This is a genomic window from Nostoc sp. (assembly GCF_036917755.1).
In the GTDB taxonomy this organism is placed as follows: domain Bacteria; phylum Cyanobacteriota; class Cyanobacteriia; order Cyanobacteriales; family Nostocaceae; genus Nostoc.
The window spans coordinates 20,626-28,576 of the sequence record NZ_JBALFC010000133.1 but is presented as its reverse complement, the minus strand read 5'-3'; the positions used below and the strand labels follow the sequence as shown (position 1 = coordinate 28,576).

Below are 7,951 nucleotides of genomic sequence, written 5' to 3'. Positions count from 1 at the left end.
ACGTTTTCTACTCATGATGTATCACTAAGAACATCAATTCCGATGTTCTTAGATTACATCTTAATGCTGCCTTTTTGCTTAAGTTGACACCAATGAGCATTGCTGTGCCCCTACGAAAAATCTATTAAGTATGTATTTTGAAATAGCTATAAAAACAGCAGAGGCTACAAACCTACCTAACCGAAAATGCCTCGTTGAACCGCCGTGTCACAGGCTCAGTGATGAATGTCAAAATTGACTTTTTACGAGTGACAATTTCACCTGTAGCAGTCATCCCTGGTGTAAATTCTACTTCTTGACCCCGCACGTTCACTGAGTGTTTACTTAGCTTAATTCTTGTAGGAAAAACTAAGCCTAATTCTTTATCAACAATTGCATTCGGACTGACTTGCATAACTTCGCCCTCTACAGTGCCAAATTCCTGGAAGGGGAAAGTTGCCATTTTCACTTTTGCCTTCATTCCTTGACGAATAAACCCAATATCGCGGTTAAGAACTTTTACCTCTAGGAGCATTTCTTCCCCTTCCGGCAAAATTGACACCAACTCTTCACCCGATTGTACTGGCCCTCTGGTGGCTTTGACTCTGTAAATCGTACCAGCAACGGGAGCTTCAATCGTTTCTAAAGCTTGCTGCTTCTTCGCCTGATCTAATTGACCTTGAACAGTTGTTAGTTCTTCTTTACGCTTGTTGAACTGGGTCAAAATTTCACTTTGGCGTTCTGATGCTACACGCTGGGCTTGACTGCGTGCAGCTTGGTAAGCTTGTTCTGCTTGGCGAATTTCTTGGACTTGGGCAGCAATATCTTTTTCTAATGATGTGACTTTATCTTGAGCCTCTGTGATTTTATTCTGGGCGTTGGTCACTTCATCTTGCGCTCTAGTGATTTCTGTCTTTGCACGAGTTAATTTTTCTTGGGCATCCAGGTAATCAACACGAGGTGCAGCGCCATTAGTAATTAGAGTGCGTAGGCTTTTTTCCCTTTGTTTAGCAAGTCCTAAATTACTTTCAATTTTAATCCGAATGCTATCTGCATTCACAAGGTTGGTTTGAGCATTCCCAACGCTGCTTTTGGCATTAACTAAGTTGTCTTGCAATCGAGTCAAGCGGACTTTGGCTTGATTGATGAGTGCTACTTGGCGATTTGCTTCTGCTTCTGCCGCAGCTTGACGCGCTTGGTAGTCTTGTAGACGGGAGCTTAAAAGTTCATCTTGCAGTTTCGTCCCAGCAGTTTTGCCTCCGGTGCGTTCTGCATCCAAACGTTGTAAATCGTCTTGAATTAATCTAGTGGATTTGGCTAGGCGAGAAACATCGGTTATTTGCAAGTCTGGATCTTTTTGAATCAGAACTTGACCTTTAGTAACGCGATCGCCTTCTTGCACTTTAACAGCGACAATTGACCCTCCACCCAAGGATGTCACTGGCCTTACTTGTGTGGAAGCAATTAATTCCCCTGGTGCTGTTGCTACTTCATCTATTTGCGAGAAGTACGCCCAAGCGATCGCCCCAAAGACGATCGCGGTCATCGTTCCCGCTAATAATCTAGTGAACAAGGGTGGCAATTCCTGTACCGCCTTCCCCAATTCATAGGTGAGTTGTTCCTCTGGTTGGGCGAATCGCTCTTTTGTCTGACGTGCTTGAGCAGCATTTGCAGCTAGGGAAGATTTCATAGAATTTTAGATTATTGGGCATTGGGCATTGGGCATTGGGCATTGAGAATTAGAAATTGGGCATTGGACATTGGGCATTGAGAATTAGAAATTGGGAATTGGACATTAGGTATTAGCTTTTCTCCCCATGCCCCATGCCCCATGCCCCATGACCTAATTCAAACTGCTAGATAGCGCCGCAAAAAGTTTTCTAATGTCTCTAACTGGAAGTTAAAAATCGCCTCTAAATTAGCAATTTCATCTTTTGTACAGAAAAATTCATTTGCTAGCAATGTGCGATAAGTTCCCAAAGCTTTTTGGATTTGGGGATTAAATAAGCCTAATGCACTCTGTAATCCATCAATGGCAAATAGTGGTGAGTTAATTATTACTGGCTGTTTGTTGAAGATCCGACCAAAAATCCGGGGAATATCTTCTCGTAATAAAATCTCCGGTCCTCCCACTGGTAGAATCTGGTTGCGAGCTGCTTCAACTGTCACAGAATCCACCACTATCTTTGCCAAATCATCGGTACTGACAATTGAGGTACGGTTTTTGCGATCGCCGATGAGCAGATACAATCCTGTTTCCCGAAACCGTTCTACTAGTGGCAGCAAGTTAGATGCTAATCCAGATGGGCGTAAAATAGTGTAATTTAAGCCACTAGCTGCCAAATATCGTTCTACTGCTCGTTTGGCTTTGAAAACGGGAGCGTCTTCATATCCGCGATCGGCTCCTAATACGGAAATGAAGACAAAATGCTCTATACCATTGGCTTTTGCCTGATCAATCAGTTCAATATTAGCGCGGTAATCTAAAGATAGGGCATCGCTATCAGAACCGTGGGCGCTGATAATATACTGTACACCCCGACTAGCTTTCTGGATATCTTTTTCTTCTAGCAAGTCACCGATGAAAATTTCTGCACCCCGGTGTTCTAACTCGCTATAGCGCGATGTCAGGCGGACAAATGCCCGCACAGACTGTTCTCGTTGTCGTAGGAGTCGCACAACTCTGCGACCAATTCCTCCCGTTGCTCCAGTTACTAGAAACATATAAATACCTAAGTTGAATAGTTACAGCGTTTATAGTTCTTGAAATGCTCGATATATGCTCAAAACCCCTTGAGCAATACTTAAACAGAAGTATGAGCATATTTTTATACTTTGTTACTATGCTCAATATATCCTCACGCCAACTAAGCCAGTAGGTCACACCTTATTTATCTTAATACTCTAAAAATTATCCCCCATATTTTTAATAAATGTGGGGGATAGGGTAATGGGATTAGTTTTACTGGCTCAACAAATTAATAGCTTGTTCAAGCGACATCTTAGCCTTATGCAAGTTCAGCAGGTTCTCTTGGTCGTATCGGTCAGGATAGCTCATTTTCCTGCCCTCCAGCGTTATCCGAATTAGTGCTGCTTGCTCATCTGTGGGTGAATTCATCTCCTCTATAGCGGAACTGATTATCTGGATAGCGTTAAAGTTAGGGAATTTTAACCCTTTGCCTTGCTTCATTTGTTGCAGTGCTAAAAATGGAAATGCCATCAGAGTAACGATGTATGAGGTTTTGTATCCTGCATTAAGAGTTGGTTTAATGCCGTATCTACGACACAAGTCGCGTAATTCTTTAATAGTCTTGATTTCAAGTTCGGAACGCGTGAACATAAAATAGAAGTGTCCATTTTTGAAATTGGATATTAGTGGTTGTAGTTCCGGCAAGTTGCCGCAACCACTAAAAAACAATCTATTGTTTTGGCACCAAGTAAATCAAGCCTTGTTTATATTTCTCAATAATGCCTAATCCTAAAGGGAACCCACAAAATTTACAACCAATTAAATCAAATAGAGAAGAATCATTAACAGAGAGGATTAACCTACGCATTACCAAGACTATGAAAGAAGAACTATCCACCAAGGATGATCCTCCAGAATTTTGCCGTCGTGCGATTCAGGAAGCATTAGATAAAGATAAAGAGAATGCCTAACCCTAAAGGTCATCCAGAAAATTTAAACCCATTTAAATCAGAGAGGGAAGAACCTTTAAGTGAGCGTCTTAACTTACGTGTCACAAAAACTATGAAGGAAGAACTATCTACCAAGGATGATTCTCCAGAATTTTGCCGTCGTGCGATCGAAGAAGCATTAGATAAGGATAGAGAAAAATAATCTTAAAGAGATAGTTGTCACGAGTGTGTGAATTACTGGAATGAGTCAGCAATCAAGCATATTGCTATCTCAATATGCTTGATTGCTTGCTGAAAATACCGAAATGAGAAAGCAAACAGACCTTTTGAGTAAGTCAAATGCCATTTTGCTTGCTGAAAATACCGAAATGAGAAAGCAAACAGACCTTTTGAGTAAGTCAAATGCCATTTTGCTTATTAAATTCGACTTGATCCATTTTTTCGATGCATTAACTAGTAACTTAAGTAATTATGTTAAGAAGATTTGTAGGTTGGGTTGAAGGTCGTGAAACCCAACAAATCCTTGAAAATTTTGGGTTTAATTCCTCAACCCAACCTACATTGGAGTTATTTTTTAATTTAAGCACTTTAGACTTTTATAAATAGGACTTACGCATAAGAGATCCCCCAACCCCCGATAAATTGGGGGCTTTTTAGATCCCCCCTTTTTTAAGGGGGTTAGGGGGGATCGAGGTTTCAGGTTTTGATTGCGTAAGTCCTAATAAATATTTATAACAAGGTTATTTTCTAGGAGTTAACATTTCGTAGATCCGATACCTGGGACTAGGGGTTGATTAATTCTTGTTTAGTCCTCTTCAGAGGACTTTCGCTATTAGCCGTAGGTTTCTAACCTATGGCGGGTGATGGGTTCAAATGTGAGATTCTAGACTCACGTATTTGCATCATTGCAGAATATTGGCATTGCCCACACGTCCGCCTCAGAATAAATTCTGCGGCTCATAGCGAAAGTCAGCTGAAGCTGACTGAAATTGTTCTTTTACCCGCATTTCCAGCCAGAGCCTAGAAAGGAGTCTATGAAAAGTTGTCCTAATTTAAAATCCCCCCACATCTTTGTAGATGCAGGGGGAGTATTAACAATTCAAAATTGTTTCAGACGGTGATTTAAACGCTTTGTGCAAGCAACCCACCTCAAAACTATTCAGATGCTTTGTTATTAGCTCTATTGGCACGCGCCTCAGCTGAAGCCATCACCTCATCAAAATTCTCTAGCACTTCGCCAGGGAAGCTTTCCAAAACTCTGGTAGAAAGAGCAACCCGCCCTTTACCCTCATCCAAGTCAATAATTACAGCTTTAATTGGCTGACCAACTTTAAATACCTTTTCTAAAGATTCAATGAATTTTTGGCTTACCTGCTTGATATGAAGCAAAGCGCCCATCCCATTTAAATCGACAAATACACCAAAAGGTTTGATACCAGTAATTTTACCTTCCACCAGTTGACCTAGTTCTAATAAGCTGAAGTTGCTAGAACGAGTTGCTAAACGCTGGGAAAGGATGAGTTTGTTGGTGTTACGATTAATTTCCAAAAAACCCACAGTTAGATTTTGACCTTTGAGTGCTTCTAAATTATCACGCTCAGCCAGGTGCGATCGCGGAATAAATCCCCGCAAAGAGAGAATATCGACAGTGACACCACCTTTATTCACACCCATAACCCGTACTTGCACAGTCTGAGCATTTTCCTGCATTTCGGCCAGTCGTTCCCAGATGTGCTGAATTTCCAACTGCTTTCGGGAAAGGGTGACTTGACCTTCTGCATCCTGATCTCGGATAATCAAAAACTGCATATCCTCTTGCAATGGCAGCACCTCCGATAAATCGGTAACTGCTCTCAAAGAAGCCTCATCGCGCGGCAGAAAAGCTGATGACTTGCCACCAATATCGACATAAGCTCCATCGTGGTCAAGTTGGAACACTTTGCCATGTACAACCTGTCCCTTTTGAAACTGGTAGTCGTGTATTTCTAGTGCTTTGGCAAAATCATCCATCGTAAACGACGAATTGGCTGTTTGAGAAAGTTTCGATTCGGAATTCATGACTTTTGAAGATTAATTGTTATTTGATATGGTGCAACTGGAGTTTAGATTGTCATTTGTCATTTGCTCTTTGTCTGTAGTTACGCGATGTGCAACTTAATGTTCTGACCTCACTTCCATTCCTTTCTTCTTTTAGGAAAAAGGTTTTAAATTTTTTCCTTTCTCCCATCGGGAAGGGGACTGAGGGGTTAGATTTGAGTAAAAGTTGTACACGGCGTTGTCGTTATTACTAATGACAAATAACAAACTTGGCTGCATAGACTTCAGTTTAGTTGACTAAAGAGTTGTTTTACTTGCTCCCAAGCATCGGCAGCAGCTTTAGGATTATAACTGCCACGATGGTCACAGAAAAATCCGTGATCAGCTCCATCGTAGCGAAACACACGATGAGGAATTTTATATTTTTCTAACTCTGCTTCAATCTCATCTACTTGTTCGGCTGGGATGCTAGCATCTTCTGCACCAAAGAAGGTATAAACAGTACCTGTTATTTCTCTGGTGCGCGTGATAGTAGGAGCGCCACCTCCTGGTGTACGGGCGGTAATTCCAGCACCGTAGAAGGAAGCCGTAGCTTTAATATCTGGTAAAGTGGCTGCAAGATATGCGACGTGACCACCAAAGCAGAAGCCAATACAGCCAAAAGCATCTTTTTTCACTTGAGGCAGATTTTTGAGATAGTCAATTGCTAATTGAATATCGCTCAATAACTCTGAGGCTTGAGTTTGCATGGCGTAGCCTCTGCCCGTTTCAATATCTTCGGGTGTATATCCGGTTTCAAAACCAGGAGCAATACGTTGAAAAAGTGCAGGCGCGAGCGCTACATATCCAAGTTTGGCAATCCGTTCTGTAACTTCCCGAATGTGAACATTGACACCAAAAATCTCTTGTAATACCACGACTCCAGGGTAAGATCCAGATTCTTTTGGCTCTGCAAGATTTGCAGACACTTGAATGTTATCTTGCAAAAGATTAACCGTTGTGGTAATTATTGCTTGCTCTGTCATAATAATTATTACCAGTGCTATGTGATTAGCCTTGTGTTTATTTGATATAACTATGCCAGTATGTCCAGATTATTTCCAATTAAATTATCAATTACCAATAATGAGCCCATTAGAAATTTCTCCCCGAAAAACTTTATATGTAAATAGAATATTTGATATGTAGCAAATGCAGCTGGACACCAAAGAGTGCTGAGTTAAAAGTGCTGAGTAGGAAAGCAATACTCCCCACTCCCTACTCCCCACTCCCCACTCCCCACTCCCCACTTAGTATTCAGGAGGTTTGCTGATGATTCAATTTCGTATTCAGCCAGACAGCGAAATTCCCGCATCAACCCAGCTGTTTAATCAAATCCGGTTTGCGATCGCTTCCCGGCAATATCCCCCTGCTTACAAATTGCCAAGTACACGGGCACTAGCAATGCAAACGGGATTACACCGTAATACCATTAGCAAAGTTTACCGTCAACTAGAGGAAGACGGATTTGTTGAAAGTATGGCTGGTTCAGGAATTTATGTTCGTCCCCAAGGTCATGAGGGCGGTAGCAGGCTGCAATCACCAATTCTCAAACAAAATCCTGATGCATATCAAGTTGTCCAGAAAGCACTTGATGATCTACTCTCTCAAGGATGTTCACTCAATCAAGCCAGAGAGCTATTTTTAGCGGAAATTGACTGGCGCTTGCGTTGTAGTGCGCGGGTATTGGTTGCAGTTCCATCTTATGACATGGGTGCTGGCGAGTTGATGGTGTATGAATTAGAACGATCTTTAAAAATACCAGTCCAGTTGGTAGCAATGGAAGAATTAACAGCTGTGCTAGATAAAACTACCTCTGCGACAGTAGTCACAAGTCGGTATTTTATCAGTAATGTGGAAGCGATCGCAGCTCCGAAAGCTGCACGGGTAATTCCTCTAGATATCTACGACTACAGCAAAGAACTCAACCTATTAAAAACCCTACCAAAAGAAAACTGTGTAGGCATAGTTAGCCTCAGTTCTGGGATTGCCCGCGCCGCAGAAGTAATCCTCCACGGTCTGCGAGGGGATGAACTACTAGTGATGACTTCGCAACCAAAAGATGCTTATAAACTTCAAGCAATGGTTAAACGGGCTGAGGTAATCATAACTGATCAAGCCAGTTTTGCCGCAGTCCAAGCAGCCGTGCAAGCATTTGATGAAGATATTATTCGGCGACCAAAGCTGATTAAGGTTGAGAATTATATCGGCACTAACTCAATTAACTTGCTAAAACGAGAACTGGGTTTGAGTTAAT

At 41.8% G+C, this 7,951-nt stretch carries 9 protein-coding genes; 3 read left to right on the top strand and 6 right to left on the bottom strand.

The annotated features are described in order from the left end of the window. Positions 1 to 172 precede the first annotated feature (172 nt). The 4 genes from V7L05_RS28570 to V7L05_RS28555 all read right to left on the bottom strand — a co-directional run bounded on the left by V7L05_RS28570 (position 173) and on the right by V7L05_RS28555 (position 3,319). A complete protein-coding gene (locus V7L05_RS28570) occupies positions 173 to 1,669 on the bottom strand; it encodes an HlyD family efflux transporter periplasmic adaptor subunit (RefSeq protein ID WP_335169221.1) in 1,497 nt (498 codons plus the stop codon). A gap of 11 nt (positions 1,670 to 1,680) precedes the next feature. Then, the gene (locus tag V7L05_RS28565) at positions 1,681 to 1,812 is read right to left on the bottom strand and encodes a histidine kinase (protein WP_335169219.1); all 132 of its coding nucleotides are present in this window, start codon (positions 1,810 to 1,812) and stop codon (positions 1,681 to 1,683) included. Between the two features lie 15 nt (positions 1,813 to 1,827). Then, positions 1,828 to 2,703, bottom strand: a complete 876-nt coding sequence (locus V7L05_RS28560) for an SDR family oxidoreductase (protein ID WP_335169217.1) — start codon at positions 2,701 to 2,703, stop codon at positions 1,828 to 1,830. 238 nt (positions 2,704 to 2,941) lie between these two features. Next, positions 2,942 to 3,319, bottom strand: a complete 378-nt coding sequence (locus V7L05_RS28555) for a hypothetical protein (RefSeq protein ID WP_335169215.1) — start codon at positions 3,317 to 3,319, stop codon at positions 2,942 to 2,944. Positions 3,320 to 3,447: 128 nt separating this feature from the next. On the opposite strand from V7L05_RS28555, the gene V7L05_RS28550 reads away from it, so the two are divergent. Beyond that, the gene (locus tag V7L05_RS28550; RefSeq protein WP_334706085.1) at positions 3,448 to 3,639 is read left to right on the top strand and encodes a hypothetical protein; all 192 of its coding nucleotides are present in this window, start codon (positions 3,448 to 3,450) and stop codon (positions 3,637 to 3,639) included. After that, the gene (locus V7L05_RS28545; RefSeq protein ID WP_335169213.1) at positions 3,632 to 3,820 is read left to right on the top strand and encodes a hypothetical protein; all 189 of its coding nucleotides are present in this window, start codon (positions 3,632 to 3,634) and stop codon (positions 3,818 to 3,820) included. Before V7L05_RS28550 ends, V7L05_RS28545 begins: the two co-directional genes overlap by 8 nt. A gap of 953 nt (positions 3,821 to 4,773) precedes the next feature. Here V7L05_RS28545 and V7L05_RS28540 read toward each other — a convergent pair. Together V7L05_RS28540 and V7L05_RS28535 are read right to left on the bottom strand one after the other, a co-directional pair. After that, positions 4,774 to 5,676, bottom strand: a complete 903-nt coding sequence (locus V7L05_RS28540) for a S1 RNA-binding domain-containing protein (protein WP_335169211.1) — start codon at positions 5,674 to 5,676, stop codon at positions 4,774 to 4,776. A 263-nt stretch (positions 5,677 to 5,939) separates the two neighbouring features. Next, positions 5,940 to 6,680: a dienelactone hydrolase family protein gene (locus tag V7L05_RS28535; RefSeq protein WP_335169209.1), complete on the bottom strand. Its 741-nt coding sequence runs from the start codon at positions 6,678 to 6,680 to the stop codon at positions 5,940 to 5,942. 286 nt (positions 6,681 to 6,966) lie between these two features. On the opposite strand from V7L05_RS28535, the gene V7L05_RS28530 reads away from it, so the two are divergent. Next, the gene (locus V7L05_RS28530) at positions 6,967 to 7,950 is read left to right on the top strand and encodes a GntR family transcriptional regulator (RefSeq protein ID WP_335169207.1); all 984 of its coding nucleotides are present in this window, start codon (positions 6,967 to 6,969) and stop codon (positions 7,948 to 7,950) included. Position 7,951: the final 1 nt, after the last annotated feature.